Raw genomic sequence first — 20,197 nt, forward strand, 5'->3', positions numbered from 1 at the left:
TTAACCGCTAGGTGCACGTTCACGTTGTGAATGGGTTCGTGCACCTGCTTATTTTATGGATTTTCTCTGCGCATTTTGTTGTGGAGAGCAGGAGTTTTCTATGAGCGATTCGCTGCAGCAGGAACTGAAAAAATTTGAATTGCCGACCCGAACGGATTTTCCTTGGGTGGGTAAAGCGATAACAACTATGGGAGTGATCCTCTCCCTATTACACATTTGGTTTAATACTTTATCTACCTTGCCTGAGCTTTGGATTTCAGCGACTCACTTTGCTGGTTTCGCGATCATTTGTGCGCTTTGGTATCCCGCTCATATCTCGCTGAAAAAGAGTAAAGTAGCTCTAGCGGTTGATATCGGGATCGCCTTGGCAGCTCTCGCTTGCCTTATCTACATTCCCTTTGCAGAAGATGCCCTTTATGAACGAGGCGTGAAGTTCATCGCCAGTGACTGGTTCTTCTCTATCTTGGCGATTACCATCGTTATTGAGCTGATTCGTCGTACCATGGGTTGGTTTATTCCAGTACTCATTCTAGTGTGTTTGAGCTACGTGGTGCTTTGGGGGCAATGGACCAGTGGCATCTTCCACTTTCCTGGTTTGAGCCTTGAGACACTGCTTTACCGAAGCTTTTATTCATCGGAAGGGATGTTCGGTTCTATCTCTAGAATCAGCTGGACCTTCGTGTTCATGTTTATCCTATTTGGTGCTTTCTTAGTACGCTCGGGCGTCGGTGACTACATTATTGATGTGTCTCGTGCGGCGGCGGGCAAAGTGATTGGTGGCCCAGGCTTTATTGCGGTGATTGGTTCTGGTTTGATGGGCTCGGTGTCTGGTTCTAGCGTGGCCAATACGGTGTCGACGGGCGTTATCAGTATTCCCCTGATGCAAAAAGCGGGTTTCCCTTCACGCTTTGCTGCTGGTGTGGAAGCAGCTGCATCAACGGGTGGTCAGTTGATGCCACCAGTGATGGGCGCAGGTGCTTTTATCATGGCGTCTTACACGCAGATCCCTTATGTCGACATCATTGCGGTTTCTTTCTTGCCTGCGCTTATTTACTTCTTATCAGTGGCGTTTTTCGTGCGTATTGAAGCGAAGCGTAGCGGTGTACAAAAAGTCTCTTCGGGTTGTGAGCCTCTATTAAAAGTACTCTTGTCCGGTTGGCATAACCTTATCCCACTTGCGGTGCTGGTCACTCTGTTGGTACAAGGCTTTACACCGACATACGCTGCGGGTATCTCAATCATCTCGGTCGTTGTCGCTTCGTGGTTCTCTAAAAATCATAAAATGGGACCAAAGGCGATCATCGAAGCGCTTTCTCAAGGCGCAAAAAACATGGCGACCACTGCGGTATTGTTGGTGGGCATTGGCCTCGTTATCAACGTGATCAGCACCACGGGCATTGGTAACACCTTCTCATTGATGATCAACAGCTGGGCCAATGGCGACTTGTTGGTGATGATAGCCTTAATCGCACTGGCATCTTTGATTCTCGGTATGGGCCTGCCAGTAACCGCGGCTTACATTGTGTTGGGTACTCTGTCCGCTCCAGCCTTGTACAAGTTGATTGCTGAAAGCCAGTTGCTTGACCTGTTGGTTTCGGGTCAGTTACCTGAACAGGCGAAAGCGATTTTCATGTTGGCAGCGCCAGAAAAACTAGAACTGCTTAATGCCCCTATGGCTTTGGAAACCGCAAAAGAGCTAATAGCGTTAGTGCCCGCTGACTTTGTGGAAACGCTGCTTGAGCAAAGCTTGGGCTTGGAAGCGATCAGCCTTGCTCTGCTCTCTGCACACTTGATTATTTTCTGGCTATCGCAAGACAGCAACGTGACGCCACCGGTTTGTTTAACCGCATTTGCAGCCGCGACCATTGCTAAAACGCCGCCAATGAGAACGGGCTTAATGGCATGGAAGATCGCTAAAGGCTTGTACTTGGTACCACTACTTATCGCTTACACCAATTTGGTAAGTTGGGATGTGACCTCGGTTTTAGTGACTGGCGGCTTTGCTATTATTGGCACTTATGCGTTTGTTGTAGCGATTGAAGGTTATCTAGAGAGCGAAATCAATCTTGTGCTGCGCGCGGTATTGATTGCCTTAGGTGTGGCTTTGGTTTGGCCTGATGTGTCAATCGTGATTCGTTTGGTAGGTGTGGCACTGTTTGTTGCTATCTTCATCTACAGCGGTCGTAAGTACGATATCAATCAAGTGAAAAAGCAGTCGGATGAAGAGCAAAAGTCTTTGTCTCAAACCGAGCCTGACACTGTCGCTTCTTCCCTATAATTTAAAGGACTGAATGTAGGAACATTATGAACTCAATATACGACTATATTATCGTTGGTGGCGGCATTGTTGGCGTGTCGACGGCATGGCAACTTCAACAAGCTCACCCTGATAAAAGTATCCTTTTAGTCGAAAAGGAGCGTGGCTTTGCGCAGCATCAAACGGGTCACAACAGTGGTGTGATTCACGCTGGTGTTTACTATGCTCCGGGTAGTTTAAAGGCGGATTTTTGTAAGCGTGGCGTTGAGCGCACTATCGCCTTTTGTCTCCAACATGATATCCCCGTTGAAAACTGCGGTAAGTTGTTGGTCGCGACCAACGAACAAGAAGTCGAGCGCATGAACGCGCTCTATCAGCGTTGCCATGATAACGATATTGATGTCGATTTGTTGGACCAAGCGCAGCTCAAACTGGCCGAGCCAAACATCACGGGCTTGGGCGCGATTTATGTCAAAACCACCAGTATCGTCGACTACAAAAAAGTCACCGAAGTGATGGCTCAAGAGTTTGTTGAAGCGGGTGGGGAGTTGAGCTTGGGCACAGAAGTTATATTGGCTGATGAGCAAGACGATGAGGTTCAGTTAACCTGCAAAGTGGATGGACAGACCTTGCAGTTGAACAGTCGATTCTTGATCACTTGCTCAGGCTTAATGGCGGATAGAATGACCAAGATGCTTGGTATTGAAACCGACTTCCAAATCGTCCCTTATCGCGGTGAATACTATCAGCTTGATCCTAAACATAACCAAGTGGTGAACCACCTTATCTATCCGATCCCTGACCCTGAACTGCCTTTCCTCGGCGTTCATTTAACACGCATGATTGATGGCTCGGTAACGGTAGGACCTAACGCGGTTCAAGGGTGGAAGCGAGAAGGTTACGGTAAGCTTAATTTTAGCGTTAAGGATACCTTGCAGATGCTGAGCTTTACTGGTTTTTGGAAGGTGACGGCTAAGCACCTAAAAACCGGTTTGGTTGAGTTTAAAAACTCGTGGTGGAAGCCGGGGTATCTAAAGTTGGTTAATAAGTACTGCCCAAGTATCACTGTGTCTGACTTCAAGCCATACCCTGCAGGTATTCGTGCTCAAGCGGTACTCAAAGATGGTACCTTGGTTCATGACTTCCTGTTTGCGGAGAGCCCAAGAAGCTTGCATGTGTGCAATGCACCATCGCCAGCGGCGACCTCAGCGATGCCTATTGGTGAGTATATTTGTACTAAGGTGATGAAAAAGACGGCGTGATGATCGTTTAAGGTCATTGTTCGAACTTTCCTCTGGAGAGAATAAGAAACCCGCGAGCTCAATTCTATTTAGGATTGAACTCGCGGGTTTTTAGTTTTTGCAGTGTTTTTCGGGTTGTTGATTAGTTAGTAATCAACCGACCTTACAACCAATCAGGAACAAAGTTAGCGACGATAGATACATCGCTGAAGTTGCGATAGCCGCGTACCATGATGCTGAATTCACCCGCAGGTTTGTCCAATACACATTGTTCGTTGCTGCTATTCTGGTACGGGCGGCAGTCAAAGTTCGCTTTCGATACCACACCGTTATATTTGACGTATAAGTCGGCATCGCCACTGCGAGGTCCAGTCATGGTTACGGTCAATTTCCCTGCGTATTCCGTCGTTACGGTAAAGAATTGCTCTTCACCGTAGCCTGCGGATAGCCCTTCAACAGGGATGTCATATTGAAGTTCTGTTGGACCTGCAACGGGCGAATCTAGGCTGGTTTCAACGAGATATGCAATCGCCAACTTAGCGAACTTTGAGGCATGGGTTGCTGTCGGGTCTGAGTTCTCAATCGTATCATGCTGCGTGTGGATGCTCGGGTTGTAATCGTTGAACATGCTCTCGAACGGCATAGCTGCTGGGTAGCCAACGTTGTGCCATGAGGCGTGATCGGAACAGGCATAACCACAACGGTCGAAACTGTAACTGATGTCGCTAGCATAGGTGTCAATCAACTCACCTAGGTAAGCCGTTAGGTTGCTGTCAGTGTAGTCAGTGATGAAGGTGATATCGTGCGCGGAGCCGTTGTAGTTAGTCATGTCTAATTGAAGTACAGAGACAACATTTGCTTGTTCGTCTCTAAGTGCATTAGCAACATCTTGTGAGCCACGTAGTCCGACTTCTTCAGCCGCATAGCCATAGAACTTGATGGTTTTGTCTGGCTGAATACCACTAGCTATCATCAAACGCAGCGATTCAGTAACCGTAGCAATCCCCGACGCATCATCGTCTGCTCCTGGAGAGATTGTGCCTTCACTCGTCCAAGAACCAACAGTTGAGTCGAGGTGTCCGCCAACGACAACGATCTCTTCTGGATACTTCGCGCCAAGTAAGGTGACTTCGACAGACTTTTGCGGATACTCTGCGTGCGTGATTTGGCGTGCCGAAGCGTATGGCACATCTTTGATTTCCCTTTTCCAACGCTCTAGCAGCCAATCTGAAGCCGCAACACCCGTAGAAGTGGTATAAAAACGGTTGGTGAAGTTGGTTAGATTTTCGATGGTCGTAACCATGTTGCTAGGCTCAACCTGAGCGAGTAAATCATTCACTGTCTCTTGATGGCTGATCACCGGTTTTTCGAAGGTGCTCATTGTTAGTGGCATTGCTGAAGCTTTAAGCGCGCTTGCTTTATCTTCGTGCACCATGTAGCCGCCACAACGGTGAGTCTCTTCGTGCATATGGCTCGAGAGCGCAGCCAGTTGCTTCGCATTGATTTTTGCGACGACCGAGTGTTTGTTTCCGTTTACTGCAGGATAAACCGTTGCGCCGTGCTCCACTATCAGGTGCTGAGCGTCAGCATCGGTGGTGATCCAAACTTCTGAGTTTTCTGGTGGTGTAATACCTAGAGATGCGTAAGCCGTTGCGCTGCCAAATAGAGCCACTGCGAGAATGCTTTTTTGAATAGCCATTTGATGTCCTTTCTATCGTTTATATTGTTGTTTTTCTTATTGCTTTAGCTATGAGGGTTTTCATCATCCACATAGTCAAAGGGCTCCTTTCGGAGCCCTGAATTAACTATCGATTATTGTGTTTTGATGAAACGGTAGTGCTTGGTTTCTGAACAAACATCGCTTGAGGTACACACTTGGTACTCCACATCTACTGTGCCGTTGTGACGGAACTTATCGACGTATGAGTTGAAGTCTGTTGCACCAACATTTTTGCCATTACGCTTAATCACGAAGTAATCGTTGGTGTCGTAATCCCATGCCAGCTTGACGCGAGCTTTACCATTCGGGTTCTTGTTACCGAACTTCAGTTTTAGCGGGAAACCTTCCGCAGAGTCACCTTCAATCGTGATCGATTTACTTGTTGATGTTGCAACGCCAGCATCGTCAGTGACGGTCAGTGTTACTACGTAGTCACCCGCTTCAGCGTAAGTGTAGCGAGTTACTTCACCCGTTTGCGTGTTGCCATCGCCAAGGTTCCATTGGTAAGAGACGATCTGGCCGTCGCTATCTGAGCTTGTGCTGCGAAGTTCGACTTCTTTGCCAACCACAGTGTGTTCGAACGAAGATACCGGTGGTACGTTAGTGCTGCCAGCTTCGTATGACGCTTTCAGGTTGGCACCTGTGTAATCTGAGTAGCCCAGAATGTTAACGGTGTAGCGACCAGCTGTTGGGTTATCGATAACACAGACTTCATCGGTCACGCTTTCACTTTTACAGATGTTCTCTTGTGGGCTTGGTGCATAATCGAGACCGACATACATATCTGGATCACCCGTAGAGACATCCAGATCAATCGTCAGTTTGTTTTGGCCTTCTGGTACTTCGATATCAAAGTAAGTCTTGGAACCTGTTTCACCAGCCACTGGTGCTTCAACACCATTTTCTAGGCGTTGATATTCAGGCTCTGGCGGTAGTGGTGGCTCATCACATGGTGTTACACCAACCAGTGCGAACGCGGAAACCACATCTTCGGTACTGTAACCAAGGTCAGTGGCTGAGTTTTTCACGCCACACGCACCCTGCCAAAAATCACTGTTTTCCTGCCAGTAGATTTGGTTTGCTAAAACGAAAAGTTCGAACGCTTTCTTGGTATCCCAACCTTGTGTCGTTGCTAGGTGGTAAAACGCCTTATTGAACACGCCTGAGCTGTAGTGCACGTTTAAGCCGTCGTAGTATTCCGATGCGTTGTTGATGGAAGAACCGTCACGCGATGGGTCATCCATGTAACGCAAAGCGCCGTCACCTTTAAAGATGTTACGACCCACCATCCAGTCGTTGGTGCCTTTCATGTAGTATTCTGCTGCTTCTCCGGCCATATCAGAGAATGCTTCGTTCATACCACCAGATTGGTTTGCGTAGATCAGACCTGAGTTTTGCTCTGTGAAACCGTGACTCACCTCGTGGGCAGACACGTCTAAGCTTACAAGTGGGTAGAAGAAGCTTTCACCATCACCAAAGGTCATCGCTTTGCCATCCCAGAAGGCGTTTTCGTAGTTCGAGCCGTAGTGGACACGCATCATGAGTTTGAAAGAGAGTGGTGCTGTATCGAACCAGTTTTTATACATGTCGAAAACGATGTTACCGAAGTAATGAGCATCGTTCAGAGGAGAGTAAGCTCCGTTCACTTCTTTATGTTCGTTGCGAGGGCATTCGTAGCTGTAAACAGTATCACCGTCTGTTGCGCCATTTAGGTCAACCGTGACAACGTTTTCCGATTCCATCACACACTCAGTGCCATTCTCTTGAACATCAAGGTAGTGGTAGTCGGTACCGTATTCGTACATGCCAGTCTTCTCGTTACCGCCTGGGCCTGTCCCTATTTGAGCGTGAGCAATACCTTCCCAGCGGTCGATGATTTCACCCGTATGAGCGTCGAGCATAGTGAATGGGCGTGAAGGCTTTTCGCTACCTTTCACAAGGTAAGAAACCACGTACACGAGGCGTGTCTTATCAGCCGCTTGTGCTCCAACACCTTGCTTCGACGCGCCTTGGTAGATAAACAGCTCATGTTGTACGTTGTCTAGTGATTTGCTAGCTACGCTCTGGGCTTTCAGGTCTTTACTCGCTAGTTCAACAGCTTGAGCACTGTTGATGGATGGCTTAACGAAAGATCGCTCCAGAGTGGTGGTTTTTAAGTAGCGACCTTGAACGGACTTAAGCGCGCCACCTTGAACACTTTGGGTTGCGTTTAGGTAGTGTCCCCAAACCGGCGTCCCCCAAATGTTTTGTTGGATCTTAACTTTGTAGATACCACGCTTTTTCAGGTTAACTTCCTTAACCATCTTGAAGCTAGAGGCATTACTGACGCCTAGCTGAGTATTTAACCCAGAGAAGCTAGTAAAGTTGATCGGTTGATTAATGCTAACGGATTCACCCGCGTGTACGGATAAAGACATAGCACTCGCTATAGCAACGGCAACTAAACGCTTTTTCATTTTCATTGTTATTTTCTCTTTCCATGTAAAATCCATGAAAACGTAACAAAAATATCATATTGAATTTACATTATTCGATCGAATTAATTAGTAGCATGGCAGGGCTCTCTTTTATTCATGAAATATATATTTCTCGTATTTACAGATGGTTATGATTTATGTTTATTTTTCGATGTGCTTATATTTTTTATTTATAAAATCATGACACTTTTATTAATTGATACTTTTTTATGCGAAATAAGATCTTCACGTGAATTGATCTGTGCCTCAATTAATCGAGCTTAAATTGATAGAAGGGTAAATGGTTGGGAGGAGTACGTTACGCGTTTCGGCTATTAGCTGATTTTAAGAACAGTTTTGACGAAGTTTTTATCTTTTAGAGGGTTATTGCCTAATTTGTCATTTATTTTGCATTGCGCTTTTTGAGGAATTTTTTGGCACAGAGCTCAAAACGTCAGGAATAAAAAAACCAGCGACGAATGCCACTGGTTTGAAGATTCTTGCTTGGGTCCGCTAGCGTTTAACGTTACGTAAGCTCTCGCAAATTACTGCTTTTTACCGCCAACTTGAACGTAGTCGATACCGATAATGCGGTTGATGATACCAAGGGCAGAGCTTGTGTCAGAGTTTGTAGAACGGATTGTATCAACACTTGCACCTTCAGGAACCAATTCCATTGCACGATCCTGTGTATTACCAGGAATTTGGAAGCCTACGATGTTGAAGCTTTCAGCGTGCGCAGTGTACACCTCATCGTTGTGGGTAATACCTGAACAACCTGCAAGAGAGACAATACCTAAAACAACTAATAATTTTTTCATAAACATACCTTTAGAATAAATGGGATCTAGAGGCTTTGCCTTTGGCACTAATGACTCGTAAAGAACGTCGGAGCGGTTCTTCGCCGCACTCAAGTGACAAGCCATTAATGTGGTGCCAAGGTTATCTAGATCGAATAAATGGATAGGGAGACAGTGTCTCCCAACCGATGTGAGCATTATTTCAGAGGTGTTTTGTCGTTACTGTATGGCTTTGTCAGCTGCTTCGTTACACAGTGGAAAAGTGATGGTGAAGACCGCACCTTTCAAACTTGGGCTTTGAGCAATTTGGACGGTTGCATGGTGTTGGGCGCAGATTTTATGGACGATAGATAACCCTAAGCCATGACCACTCTTCGCTTTGTTACGTGCTTTGTCGCCAACATAAAAGGGATCGAATAGGTGTGCTCGGTGTTCTTCTGCAACGCCATCACCATCGTCGTGTACCGCGATTTGCAGCTGCTCTTGGTGTTTAGTTACTTCAATTGAAATCTGTGTGCGTGCAAATTTCATGGCGTTACGTACGAGGTTATCCAAAGCACGATTGAGCAGGGTTTCGTCAGCCACTATCGATTGCTCGTGTTCTGGTAAGTAAAGGTCAATACTGAGCGCGGTCTCTTTGCTCCAGCGCGTCGTCGCGTGCTCGAGAAAGTCTTTTATTTCCAATGGCTGCTGTAGGCTTTCGAGTTCAGTGCTATCGAGCTTGGCATAATACAAGAGCTCATCAACCATCTTTTCCATCTCTTCCGTGTCTTCAACAATGCTCTCAATGGTTTTCTCTTGTTCTTCGCTTAACGGTGTGTCTTTCAGCATTTCAGCTTGCCACTGAATACGAAATATTGGTGTGCGCAGTTCATGAGCGACCGCATTGGTGAGCGAGCGATTACTTTCAACTAAGCGGTGAATTCGATCGGCCATGAGGTTGAAGGACTTGTTCAAAGAGCCAATTGCGATGCCGCTAGAGGTTTCAGCTCGCGTCGAAAGATCCCCTTCTGCAAAACGCAGAGTAGCGGATTCAAGCTTCTTAACTCGTCGAAAGATGATCAGTACATGGCATAAGCCATATAAGATAAAGCTAGCTAAAAAGAACAGCCATATTAGGTCATCCTCTAACTCTATCTTTTGCCTCACTAACGCTTCACTGTTTGGGAGATAGTGATAAGTGTTGTCACTGTTTGCTAAGCGGAACCACAGGTCACGTTCGTCATCATGAAAGATAAAGGTATTCGGGTTGGCGGTGAAGAATTGTGAAACGGGGCCTGGTATTTCATCTTGTGGGCTGAGGATCACCAGTTTATTTCGTGTGGTTTCGACAAACTGGTTTATCGCTTGATGAGCAGCTTCAAGCCCTTGATTCTTAGCGATGTTTTCTATCAGCTGTTGATGGGCTGCCGCTTCATAATCTTGCAGTACATATTCGTAGTCAGTATTGAGCTGATAGACACTGATTTCATAGGCGATAATACCTGCCATAAAACAAACTAACAGCCCTATTAGGGACTCCAAATAGATACGTCGCATAATTGTTCTCTTTCATTACGCTCGTACTGAGCGAGGTTAATGCCAAGCGGTGGAAACAAATAAGTAACCTTTACCGCGAATGGTCTGAATTTTTTCTGCTGGCGCATGGTCGTCACCCAGTATTTTTCTCAGGCGTACGACCTTGTTATCAATGGTTCTATCAATCCCGTCATACTCAATGCCGCGCAACGTTTGTGTTAAATAGTCGCGAGATAGTGGTGTATCTGGGTTACTCGCTAATAGCCAGAGTAGGTCAAATTCACTGTCGGTAAGTGACAAAACCTCACCCGCCAGTTCGCATTTCTTATAGGTGTTTTTCAACAACAGTTGATCGAACTGTAGGCTGTCCGAGTCATCGGCTGAAGCGGTGTTAGCGTCTTGGCGGCGTAATAATGAACGAACTCTTGCAAGCAGAACTCTTGGTTTGATTGGCTTGGTGACATAGTCATCAGCCCCTGTCTCTAAGCCTGCGACATGATCAAAGTCGTCGTCGCTAGCAGTGAGCATCAGGATTTTACCTTTGTAATGTGTACGCGTCTGTCGGCAGATTGTAAGTCCGTCGCTTACAGGAAGCATCAGATCCAGTAAGACAATGTCTGGCTGTTCAGCGAGGATAGTCTGTGCAGCACTGCCGCCATCATCGAGTACCGAGACGTCAAAGTCTTGTGCGATAAAGTAGTCTTGCAACATTCTTTGAAGCTTCAAATCATCTTCCACGATGATCATTCTAGGTTTTGTCATTCCATTATCAGCCTTATCGTGTGTTTAACTTATGAGATTTCGTGAGTGCAATTACCTTACCAGGATAATCATAGTTGCATATTCGGTTCGAATGCTTCACGAAAAATACCTGATGCAAATGATTAAACACTTTATAAGTTAGTTCAATGCTGAATTGGCATTTATAACAAAAATAAAAAACATTGTTCAAATGTAAGACTGGCCGCCACCAAACCCAATTTTCGAATGGGTTTAATGGCGAGGTTCTATTTCAAGAGACTAGATGTAAAGCGGTAGGTGCACTAAGCCATACCCAATGGGATACTTGGAACTCTCGGGTGACTTTCAATAAGCCTGGAGGCAGTCCCGTTTTTTCGAGTATCAGTCGCTGTACATTCTATTACATTCCCACTACAGATAGTTTGAAGTCTAAATAATAGAATTTACCCATCTTACGTTTGGGGAATCATTGCATGAAGTATTATCGAAACGCGCTGTTGGCATTACCATTAATCTTTTTAGCTGGATGCCACTCTGGCTCCAACACCATGAAAAAACAATTACCTCAACCCAAAGCCGATTACGTGTTCTCATCGGCCAAGCTAGGAAAGTTGTATCAAGACCGAGAAGAGCTCCAAGAAGCCTTCACACTGAATTACGATGGCGTGCAGTACGAGAAAGTGATGTTTGCTGAGGATATTAGCGGGCAGAAAAAAGTCATCAGGCTTGTCGACCGACTAGGTCAAACCATTGACATGTATTTCCCTGATGCTGGAGTCGATACCTGTGGCATATACAAGGAAGGGGATTTCTATGATGCGTTTGATTGCAATGCTGCCCAGCGATCAGTGTCGAATGAAACCACGTTAATCCAAACGACAACCAGTGATAGAAAACGGCCTATCGAATTTGAGTTTTTTACCGAAGCGTTAGATGACGTGACGAGGCTAGGTTCTACGGTTCTAACCCGCTCTCTACAAGATAACAAAGTCACGATTACTACCTCGTTCGCTTTTAAAACCTTCTACCGAGATAGATTTAATAAGCCTGCTGTTGGTGAGCGCATTGGCTCAACGTTAGGCGTATCAACCTATTCTCAGCTGTTTGATATTGTGAAGTTATCTCAAGGCCGAGATATGACATTAAAGTTCGATAATCATATTGGGGGGAGTGGCGATGATGAAATCAACATGTACACCGGACGCATGATCCATAGCAATAAGATGACAACCATCGTGACTCCAAGAGGGTCGGTTTTCTCGGGTGGTACGGACTTATTCGCAGCGGGTTACCCACGTATTTTACAACGTGCAGACACCAGTAAAGCCATTGAACAGAATAAGCAGGTTGGTGTGCATAGTTGGGATGAGGGAGATAAAACCGCGAAAGAATTTCCTTACACTAACGAGAGCCATCGCAGCCAAGCGACTTACTTTAACAAGGTGATGGGAGACAAAGGGATCGCTTTTTATATGTTTACCCTAAATTCAGCCCCAGCTTCTGGTGCGCATTGGATGACGAAAGCGGACTCTGATAAATACAGCTTCATTACCCGTATTGAGTAAGTTTGGGGACGACAACTGATCGTTCTCCACCGATTGTTAAAGGTTGATAGTGGCTTTGTCATTATCAACCTTTTTTTGTGGTTTCTGTTTCCATTTCAACTTCATTCTCAAATTGAGAAAAATGAATGGCTCGATTGTAAGGTTTTGTTATAAAAGACTTTATTTTTCGGCACTATACTTGCTCGAATTCTCTTTACACGTTTAAGGCTGGTGAGAGAGGGAACAGAATGAGAAATTGGAATTCAGTCATACTGCCGAGTTGCTTGGTGCCATGTGTCGCGATGGCGTTGACCACGGCGGATCTAACGTTTGAATCTGGCGCGGATGCGTCCAACTATTCAGCAAAAGGTAAACCTAATAATACGTATTCGGTGTCAGCATCACTGCCCCAAGACGTGCTAACCAACGTCTATTCGATGTTGCCTGAAGGTACCACCGTCAACAGCGCTTTTATTGCCCCTGAGCGCTACTCGAGCATCGACATTGATGATGAGTTGGACGGTGCAGAGTACGCCACAGCCACAATCACTTTTTTGAACGAAGGAGCGGGTTACCGAAATACCCTCGGTTACTTTGTTTATGATACCGACAACCCACCTGCAACTAAAGATGACATCAACGCACACGTTGTGGTGTTTCCTAATACATCCGTTGCTGATGTTGGGGAAATGCAAGAAGGGGATACCATCGATCTCAATGTCCAACTCACCGCGGGTCAAACATTGGCCTTCTTTGTCATTTCGAATGGTTGGGGCTGGGAAGGGTCTTATAACAACATTCCTTGGCTTGGTGGTTGGGGAACGCCTTTCTACAGCTATCCTGCTTTGAATCCAGAGGCGACTGCTGAAAATAGAAGACACAATGTCGCCTTCCTAGATACAGAGAATGAGTTTTTGGTGCTTGGTTTTGAGGATATTTATCGTCCAACCGGAGATAACGACTTTAATGATTTGATCTTCACCGTTGAAGTGACGCCATTTACTGCTGTTGATGGGGTTAATGAGGACGGCACAACCGACTCGAAATACGAGGTGCTTGTTCAAGAGAACAATGAAGATGTGACCGTAACAACGGTGTACCCAAGCTCGAACAGCTACGCAACGATCGCATTTGAAGATAATTGGCCATTGAAAGGGGACTACGACTTCAATGACGTGGTGTGGCGCTACAAAGTGACAGAGCAGCTTAATGGTCAACGAGAACTCAAGAACTTGACCGTAGATTACACCCTTCAAGCAATGGGAGCGGGCTACTCAAATGGTTATGCTGTGAAGCTACCTAACGTTTTACCTGCTAACGTAGCGTCGACAACATTAACTCGTAACGGTGTTGCAGTCGGTCATACGATTTTGCAAGCAGGTGATAGTGAAACGATATTGATGGTCTCTGAGGATTTGAGAGTAGACCTAGAGAATCTTGGTGAACTATCGGAAAGCTGTGTTTTCTACCGAACCCAAAGTGCATGTTCTGGGGTACAAAACGCTGACGTCCTCAACTACCAGCTGTACGTGGAATTCACTACACCAGTATCACGTGATGACATAGGTTACCCACCTTATGACTCGTTTATCTTTGGGGCTGATGGCACTTATCATGGTGACTTCGTCGCGACCCCTCCGGGTATGACGTGGCAAACTCACTTAAAAGAGTTTTCAGGTACCAGCGATATGAATAACTCCTTGTTCAATAGTCATGATGACAGCTCTTCAGGTTCTGAATCGTTCAAAACCAGCAATAACATGCCGTGGGTTATTAATATTCGTGACGAATGGGATCACCCTGTAGAACTGGTTGATATCAGTGATGCGTATACGTCATTCCCTACATGGGTAACCAGCAGCGGTGAGACCGATGGTGAATGGTACAAAGCATCGACCACCAACAAAGTTATATCAGCGACGGATGAGTAGGAGAGCACCATGAATAAGATAAGTAAATTAATCACCATGACATCTCTCTCGTTAGCGATCACTGCTTGTGGCGGTGGTGGAGGAGGTGGCGGTGGTAACACCAGTGCATCACCTGCGCAGACTCCAGCTGCGACACCAACACAGACGCCAGCTCAACTGCCTGCATCAGCAATCCAGCCTGCCGCGATCAGTACGTCTGATATTGTGGCGCCTGTCGGCTTCTCATTTGATATTGGGGAGAAGATCAGCTTGTCGATGGATTACACGGGAACGACGGCAGGGGCTCTTCATTTGTACTCTGAGTCAGCATTTGTCATGAGTAATGGTGATGTTGTTGCGGAGCCTACTTCTCGAATCACAACCGTTTATCCAACACACGCCGATGTCGTGGAATTGGAAATCAATGGTAACTGGGAGCAGATCTATGCCCGTTGGGTGCCAATGAGCAGTAAGGAGCAAGAACAGAGCTGGGTGATCACACTCGATCAGTCGAGCAATAGCTATCACTTGGCTTTCTAGCAACGTTTCGCTTCTCGGTAAAATATCGAGTGATAGTATTTCCAACTTAAAGTACCCAAATATTTGGGTACTTTTATTTTTTCACCGGCTTCTTTCCTTCATTAATGTCAAAGAAAAATAGAGCTGAAAAGAGGGCTTTCTCGTTTAGTCAGCTCGCCTCCTCTATTGCTCAAAACTTAGGCGTTTTAATCAATATCTGTTGAGCCATAACCATCACAGTTCAAACTTTTAATGAATTTGATTAGTGCTCTAAATGAATGTTAAGTGTTTGTTTTTCTGATGTTTATTGTTGTGATGGTGGCTCTTTGTTAATGGTTTGTTTTAAATAATCATTTGAACCCTAACTAAATTTCTGTCATTTTATATTTAACTGAACGTTCAATAAAAAATAAAAGGACTGAGAAATGCCGAAGGTTGGGATGCCTGATATACGTAAACCACAACTTGTTCAAGCCACTATGGCCGTGATCGATCGAGTGGGTTTACATGCCGCGAGTATTGCGTTGATCAGCAAAGAAGCGGGAGTCTCTACTGGTATTATCAATCACTATTTTGGCGGCAAACATGGCCTGCTCGAAGAGAGCATGCGCGAAATTCTTCGTCAACTTTCCAATACCATCACTACCTCATTAAAAGCACTCCCTGTTGATGCTCACCAACAGAGGATCAATGCGATCATCGATGGCAACTTCGAAGGCTATCAAGCAGAGAATAAGGTCGCGAAGGCGTGGTTGGCGTTTTGGTCTTACTCCATGCATGACGAACAGTTAAAACGATTGCAGCGCGTAAATGAAAGACGTTTGCTCTCGCATTTACGCCTTGAATTAAAAGGTATTTTGGAGCATGAACAAGCGGATCTCGTTGCTCACGGGATTGCTTCTCTGATTGATGGTTTATGGCTGAGAGGCACGTTAAATCCTGATGGTATCGATGCTAAGAAAGCCAAAGCCATCATCAATGATTACCTTGATAAGCAACTGACGTTCTACTCGTGTCATACCAAGTAGACCACAGTTTAGTCATAGAGCAGCACTAGAACGACCAATACTTACAGCTAACATTCAAACAAGACCAGCAGAGTCTAATAACAACAATTAAGTCAGAATCTCAAATGGAAATGAACTCGTTATACATTGACGGCGCAGCAGTGAAAGCTACGTCTGGTGAAACCTTTGATAGCATCAATCCTGCAAACGGCGAACCTATTGCCAAGCTGGGACAAGCCTCTACGGCGGATGTAGATAGCGCTATCGAATCAGCAAAACGTGGCTTCGCAGTGTGGTCTGCAATGACAGCAGTCGAGCGCAGTCGCATTCTTTTGAAGGCAGTAGAAATACTTAGAGCTCGAAATGATGACCTTGCAACACTTGAGGTTGTTGATACGGGTAAGCCACTACAAGAAGCGATTGAAGTGGATGTAGCCTCTGGCGCGGATGTCATTGAATACTTTGCTGGTTTGGCTCCAACGCTGCAAGGCGACCAACAGCCGCTGAGCGAATCTCAATTTTTCTACACTCGCCGCGAGCCGCTAGGCATTTGTGCGGGCATTGGCGCGTGGAACTACCCAATTCAGATCGCGATGTGGAAATCGGCTCCGGCATTGGCCGCGGGTAACGCGATGATTTTCAAACCTTCAGAAGAGACTCCGCTCACAGCTCTAAAGCTTGCAGAGATCTTTACCGAGGCTGGTCTTCCTGATGGCGTGTTTAACGTGGTTCAGGGCGATTACCGTGTAGGTCAAATGCTAACGGCGCACCCAGATATCGCGAAAGTGTCGTTCACGGGCGAAACCGGTACCGGTAAAGCGGTAATGTCAGATAGCGCTAAAACGCTGAAATCGGTCACCATGGAACTTGGCGGCAAGTCACCAATGATCGTGTTTGGTGATGCGAAATTGGATGATGCGGTTTCAGCTTCGATGGTCGCAAACTTCTACACCCAAGGCGAAGTGTGTACTAACGGTACCCGTGTTTATGTTCATGAGAACATCTATGACGCATTCATCGACCAACTTAAAACACGCACTGAGAAGCTGATCATTGGTAACCCAATGGATATGGAGACTCAGATCGGCGCGTTGATTTCTAAAGAACACCTTTCAAAAGTCCTTGAAGCAATTGAGCTAGCTAAGCAGTCGGGTGCAACCCTGCTGACGGGCGGCTATCAAGTGACAGATAACGGCCTCGAAAACGGCAACTTTGTTATCCCAACCGTGTTTGTGGATTGCGAAGACAACATGCCTCACGTTCAACAAGAGATCTTCGGCCCTGTGATGTCAGTGTTGAAGTTTACCGACGAAGACGACGTGATTCGCCGCGCCAACGACACCAAATATGGCCTTGCTGCTGGTGTGTTCACGCAAAACCTTTCTCGTGCGCACCGTGTTATTCACCAAATGCAGGCAGGTATTTGTTGGGTGAACACGTGGGGCGACTCACCAGCAGAAATGCCAGTTGGTGGTTACAAGCTTTCGGGTATTGGCCGTGAAAATGGACCCGAAACCCTACTTCATTATACGCAGACTAAGAGCATTCTTATTGAACTTGGCGACTACGCCAGCCCTTATGCCTAACGCGTAACACTCAATTTTATGGGGTAGCTTAACAGAGCTAGCCCTACTGACTCATCTCAGGGAAATCAAAACATGGAACAACGCTACGATTATATTATCGTCGGCGCGGGTTCGGCCGGCTGTGTGTTAGCGGATAGGCTAACGGAAAGCGGTGAACATAGCGTTTTATTACTGGAAGCTGGTGGCACGGATAAGAGTATTTTTATCCAGATGCCAACCGCGCTTTCTTACCCAATGAATACTGAAAAGTACGCTTGGCAATTTGAAACAGAGCAAGAACCGGGCCTTGATGGACGCGAACTGCACTGCCCACGTGGCAAAGTGTTAGGCGGCAGCTCATCAATTAACGGCATGGTTTATGTTCGTGGCCACGCGTGTGATTTTGACCAATGGGAAGAAGAGGGCGCAGCGGGTTGGAACTACCAAGCATGCTTACCTTACTTCCGCCGTGCTGAATCATGGAACAAAGGCGGTGATGAATACCGTGGTGACAATGGCCCTGTCGGCACATGTAACGGTAACGACATGGCGCTTAACCCACTTTACCAAGCCTTCATCGATGCAGGTAAAGACGCAGGTTACCCAGAAACCAACGATTACAACGGCTATCAGCAAGAAGGCTTCGGCACCATGCATATGACGGTAGATAAGGGTGTTAGAGCCTCAACCTCTAACGCTTATCTGCGTCGCGCAGTGAAGCGCCCCAACCTTACGTTGAAAAAAGGCATCGTAGCACGCAAGTTTCTGATCGAGGCTCAATCGGATCAAATCAAGAAAGCAGTCGGTGTTGAGTTCGAAAAGTCTGGTCACGTTCAAACCGCGATGGCGAACAAAGAAGTGATCTCTTCTGCGGGCTCTATCGGTTCTGTTCAACTACTGCAACTGTCAGGTATAGGCCCGAAAGCGGTACTTGAAAAGGCAGGCGTGGAAGTTAAACACGAGTTGAATGGTGTGGGTGAAAACCTTCAAGACCACCTAGAAGTGTACTTTCAACACCACTGTAATGAACCTATCACGCTTAACAGTAAGCTTGGCTTAGTGAGTAAAGGAATGATAGGTGCAGAGTGGATTCTTACTCGCAAAGGCTTAGGTGCAACCAATCACTTTGAATCGTGCGCCTTCATTCGATCTCGTAAAGGATTGAAGTGGCCAAATATTCAATACCACTTCCTACCAGCGGCAATGCGTTACGACGGCCAAGCCGCTTTTGATGGTCATGGCTTCCAAGTACACGTTGGACCTAACAAGCCTGAAAGTCGCGGCACGGTAGCTATCACTTCGGCCGACCCGCATGCTAAGCCAGAGATCATTTTCAACTACATCTCGACCGAGCAAGACCGTCAAGATTGGCGTGATTGTATTCGCCTAACGCGCGAAATTTTGTCGCAACCTGCGATGGATATTTACCGTGGCGAAGAGATTCAGCCGGGCTCGGATGTGACTTCTGATGAAGCGATTGACGAGTGGGTTAAGCAGAATGTTGAAAGTGCTTATCACCCATCTTGTGGCTGCAAAATGGGTGCTGACGATGATCCGATGGCAGTGCTTGATGAGCAGTGTCGCGTTCGCGGCGTTGATAACCTGCGTGTCGTTGACTCGTCTGTTTTCCCAACCATTCCAAACGGAAACTTAAACGCGCCAACCATCATGGTTGCTGAGCGCACTTCCGATTTGATTTTGGGGAAACCAATGCTCAAAGAACAAGACGTGCCAGTGTGGATTGCGCCGGAATGGCAAGAAAAGCAAAGAATCAACAAACCAGTCAGGGAAGCGTAACGCCCTATGACTAAGTGAAAAACAGCAATAAAAATAATTAGTTAAAAGTCAGCAAAACTGCCTCTACTGTTTGAGAAGAGGCAGAAAAAAGGAAAGATTAAAAGGAACCATTATGACGACTCTAAACATGCACAACGTGACCACAAAAACGTTAGCCACATTTGCGATTAGCTCAGTTGCATTTGCAGCTAACGCTTCCGTTGAACCACAACAATGTGAAAACGTCCGTTTTGCCGATGTCGGTTGGACTGACATTACTGCCACCACAGCTGTCACTACTGAGCTTTTAAAAGGCCTAGGCTACACCACCAAAACCGACCTACTTTCAGTACCTGTAACTTACTCTTCAATGGCTAACGGTGACATCGATGTGTTCCTAGGAAACTGGATGCCGACTATGGAAGGTGACATTGCTAAATACCGCGAAGCAGGCACTGTCGAAACGGTTCGTGCCAACCTTGAAGGTGCGAAATACACACTAGCGGTACCTAAATACGTGTACGACGCGGGGGTTAAAAGCTTCGCAGATCTTGCAAAGCACGCTGACAAGTTCAAAGACCGTATCTACGGCATTGAACCAGGTAATGATGGTAACCGTCTAATCCAATCGATGATCGACTCAGACGCATTCGGTCTAAAAGATTTTAGCCTAGTTGAGTCAAGCGAAGCGGGTATGGTATCGCAAGTATCACGCGCAGCACGCCGTAGCCAATGGATTGTTTACCTTGGTTGGGCACCGCACCCGATGAACAGTAACGTTGAGATGGAATACCTTTCTGGCGGTGATGACTTCTTTGGCCCGAATTACGGTGGCGCGAATGTTTACACCAATGTTCGTTCAAACTACCTATCTGAATGTTCAAACGTCGGTCAGCTTCTGCAAAACCTAGAGTTCACATTAGAGATGGAAAACCAGTTGATGGAAGCGATTTTGAACCAAAATGTGAAGCCAGAGAAAGCGGCTCAGCAATGGTTAAACAGTAATCCACAGCAAGTGGAAGCTTGGTTAGACAACGTAAAAACTCATAAAGGTGAATCAGCAACTCAAGCGGTTACTGAATACCTAAAGCAAGTAAAAGCATAGTTCTACCTATCTGTTTACCAAAGCTACATAAAGAATAA

Annotated in this window: 14 protein-coding genes; 9 read left to right on the forward strand and 5 right to left on the reverse strand. The window is 46.2% G+C overall.

Features of this window, described 5'->3' with window-relative positions; all coding sequences use genetic code 11:
- Positions 1–100: 100 nt before the first annotated feature.
- A complete protein-coding gene (locus OH460_RS02035; RefSeq protein WP_269994597.1) occupies positions 101–2,278 on the forward strand; it encodes a TRAP transporter permease in 2,178 nt (725 codons plus the stop codon).
- Positions 2,279–2,304: 26 nt separating this feature from the next.
- Positions 2,305–3,519: an L-2-hydroxyglutarate oxidase gene (lhgO, locus tag OH460_RS02040; protein ID WP_269994599.1), complete on the forward strand. Its 1,215-nt coding sequence runs from the start codon at positions 2,305–2,307 to the stop codon at positions 3,517–3,519.
- Between the two features lie 142 nt (positions 3,520–3,661).
- On the opposite strand, the gene OH460_RS02045 is transcribed toward lhgO, so the two are convergent.
- The 5 genes from OH460_RS02045 to OH460_RS02065 form a co-directional block, all read right to left on the reverse strand.
- The gene (locus OH460_RS02045) at positions 3,662–5,197 is read right to left on the reverse strand and encodes a M28 family metallopeptidase (RefSeq protein ID WP_269994601.1); all 1,536 of its coding nucleotides are present in this window, start codon (positions 5,195–5,197) and stop codon (positions 3,662–3,664) included.
- A gap of 113 nt (positions 5,198–5,310) precedes the next feature.
- On the reverse strand, positions 5,311–7,680 hold the full coding sequence (locus OH460_RS02050) for a M4 family metallopeptidase (protein WP_269994603.1): 2,370 nt from the start codon (positions 7,678–7,680) through the stop codon (positions 5,311–5,313).
- A 539-nt stretch (positions 7,681–8,219) separates the two neighbouring features.
- Entirely contained in the window at positions 8,220–8,495 is a 276-nt protein-coding gene (locus OH460_RS02055) for a hypothetical protein (RefSeq protein ID WP_008216093.1), read from the reverse strand.
- Between the two features lie 198 nt (positions 8,496–8,693).
- Positions 8,694–10,013 (reverse strand): ATP-binding protein, encoded by a 1,320-nt coding sequence (locus OH460_RS02060; protein ID WP_269994607.1) that lies wholly within the window; start codon positions 10,011–10,013, stop codon positions 8,694–8,696.
- Positions 10,014–10,049: 36 nt separating this feature from the next.
- Positions 10,050–10,754: a response regulator gene (locus tag OH460_RS02065; protein WP_105058565.1), complete on the reverse strand. Its 705-nt coding sequence runs from the start codon at positions 10,752–10,754 to the stop codon at positions 10,050–10,052.
- A gap of 452 nt (positions 10,755–11,206) precedes the next feature.
- Here OH460_RS02065 and OH460_RS02070 point away from each other — a divergent pair, with 452 nt between their 5' ends.
- The 7 genes from OH460_RS02070 to OH460_RS02100 all read left to right on the forward strand — a co-directional run bounded on the left by OH460_RS02070 (position 11,207) and on the right by OH460_RS02100 (position 20,159).
- Complete coding sequence (locus OH460_RS02070; RefSeq protein WP_269994612.1) at positions 11,207–12,298, forward strand: alpha/beta hydrolase; 1,092 nt, start codon at positions 11,207–11,209, stop codon at positions 12,296–12,298.
- 227 nt (positions 12,299–12,525) lie between these two features.
- Positions 12,526–14,208: an LruC domain-containing protein gene (locus OH460_RS02075; protein ID WP_269994614.1), complete on the forward strand. Its 1,683-nt coding sequence runs from the start codon at positions 12,526–12,528 to the stop codon at positions 14,206–14,208.
- Between the two features lie 9 nt (positions 14,209–14,217).
- Positions 14,218–14,727: a hypothetical protein gene (locus OH460_RS02080; RefSeq protein WP_269994616.1), complete on the forward strand. Its 510-nt coding sequence runs from the start codon at positions 14,218–14,220 to the stop codon at positions 14,725–14,727.
- Positions 14,728–15,131: 404 nt separating this feature from the next.
- Positions 15,132–15,734 carry a transcriptional regulator BetI gene (betI, locus tag OH460_RS02085; RefSeq protein ID WP_269994618.1) on the forward strand — a complete coding sequence of 201 codons (603 nt, stop codon included), beginning with the start codon at positions 15,132–15,134 and terminating at the stop codon, positions 15,732–15,734.
- A gap of 104 nt (positions 15,735–15,838) precedes the next feature.
- Positions 15,839–17,299 (forward strand): betaine-aldehyde dehydrogenase, encoded by a 1,461-nt coding sequence (gene betB, locus OH460_RS02090; protein WP_269994620.1) that lies wholly within the window; start codon positions 15,839–15,841, stop codon positions 17,297–17,299.
- Positions 17,300–17,371: 72 nt separating this feature from the next.
- Positions 17,372–19,075, forward strand: coding sequence for a choline dehydrogenase (gene betA, locus OH460_RS02095; protein WP_269994621.1), 1,704 nt, complete (start codon positions 17,372–17,374; stop codon positions 19,073–19,075).
- Between the two features lie 112 nt (positions 19,076–19,187).
- Positions 19,188–20,159: a choline ABC transporter substrate-binding protein gene (locus OH460_RS02100; protein ID WP_269994623.1), complete on the forward strand. Its 972-nt coding sequence runs from the start codon at positions 19,188–19,190 to the stop codon at positions 20,157–20,159.
- Positions 20,160–20,197 lie beyond the last annotated feature (38 nt).

The sequence above is a fragment of the Vibrio sp. Makdt genome (assembly GCF_027587015.1).
GTDB lineage: Bacteria > Pseudomonadota > Gammaproteobacteria > Enterobacterales > Vibrionaceae > Vibrio > Vibrio chagasii_B.

Bases quoted from the DNA above. Each gene is read 5' to 3' on its own strand.
- OH460_RS02045 (WP_269994601.1), bottom strand. From the start codon at position 5,197: ATGGCTATTCAAAAAAGCATTCTCGCAGTGGCTCTATTTGGCAGCGCA.
- OH460_RS02070 (WP_269994612.1), top strand. From the start codon at position 11,207: ATGAAGTATTATCGAAACGCGCTGTTGGCATTACCATTAATCTTTTTA.
- lhgO (WP_269994599.1), top strand. From the start codon at position 2,305: ATGAACTCAATATACGACTATATTATCGTTGGTGGCGGCATTGTTGGC.
- OH460_RS02055 (WP_008216093.1), bottom strand. From the start codon at position 8,495: ATGAAAAAATTATTAGTTGTTTTAGGTATTGTCTCTCTTGCAGGTTGT.
- betB (WP_269994620.1), top strand. From the start codon at position 15,839: ATGGAAATGAACTCGTTATACATTGACGGCGCAGCAGTGAAAGCTACG.
- OH460_RS02050 (WP_269994603.1), bottom strand. From the start codon at position 7,680: ATGAAAATGAAAAAGCGTTTAGTTGCCGTTGCTATAGCGAGTGCTATG.
- OH460_RS02065 (WP_105058565.1), bottom strand. From the start codon at position 10,754: ATGACAAAACCTAGAATGATCATCGTGGAAGATGATTTGAAGCTTCAA.
- betA (WP_269994621.1), top strand. From the start codon at position 17,372: ATGGAACAACGCTACGATTATATTATCGTCGGCGCGGGTTCGGCCGGC.
- OH460_RS02100 (WP_269994623.1), top strand. From the start codon at position 19,188: ATGACGACTCTAAACATGCACAACGTGACCACAAAAACGTTAGCCACA.
- betI (WP_269994618.1), top strand. From the start codon at position 15,132: ATGCCGAAGGTTGGGATGCCTGATATACGTAAACCACAACTTGTTCAA.
- OH460_RS02075 (WP_269994614.1), top strand. From the start codon at position 12,526: ATGAGAAATTGGAATTCAGTCATACTGCCGAGTTGCTTGGTGCCATGT.
- OH460_RS02080 (WP_269994616.1), top strand. From the start codon at position 14,218: ATGAATAAGATAAGTAAATTAATCACCATGACATCTCTCTCGTTAGCG.
- OH460_RS02035 (WP_269994597.1), top strand. From the start codon at position 101: ATGAGCGATTCGCTGCAGCAGGAACTGAAAAAATTTGAATTGCCGACC.
- OH460_RS02060 (WP_269994607.1), bottom strand. From the start codon at position 10,013: ATGCGACGTATCTATTTGGAGTCCCTAATAGGGCTGTTAGTTTGTTTT.